Origin of the sequence: Streptococcus suis, from assembly GCF_002960445.1 — a bacterium.
GTDB classification, from domain to species: Bacteria; Bacillota; Bacilli; order Lactobacillales; family Streptococcaceae; genus Streptococcus; species Streptococcus hyiners.
In genome coordinates this window covers 1-310 of the sequence record NZ_POJD01000122.1, presented here as the reverse complement: position 1 = coordinate 310, position 310 = coordinate 1, and the positions used below count along the sequence as shown (strand labels likewise).

Sequence of the window (310 nt, the reverse complement as noted above, 5' to 3'; positions counted from 1 at the left end):
CAATACAATATTGGACATGGCAGGAATTGAGGCGGTATTCGTTGTAACAAGAAATATCAAAGGGTATGTATCTATTTCTGCAAGGAGTCATAATAAAATCAATGTTCAACGCATCATGGAAGAAATGGGTGGAGGTGGCCACTTTAACCTAGCTGCCGCTCAGGTATATGACCAGACAATCGCAGAAGTATGTGAAAAGTTGACGGATAAAATCCGCGAAGAAATAAATGGAAATTAGGAGAACAGATATGAAAGTAATCTTTTTAGCAGATGTTAAAGGTCAAGGTAAAAAGGGTGAGATTAAGGAAGT

General features: G+C 38.1%; 1 protein-coding gene and 1 pseudogene. Both read left to right on the top strand.

Annotation, left to right across the window (positions count from 1 at the left end):
• The coding region (locus C1G53_RS03395) for a DHHA1 domain-containing protein (RefSeq protein ID WP_238139096.1) at positions 1-238 on the top strand (238 nt) is incomplete at its 5' end.
• 10 nt (positions 239-248) lie between these two features.
• Positions 249-310 (top strand): annotated as a pseudogene (locus C1G53_RS03390) (50S ribosomal protein L9); the annotation flags it as partial.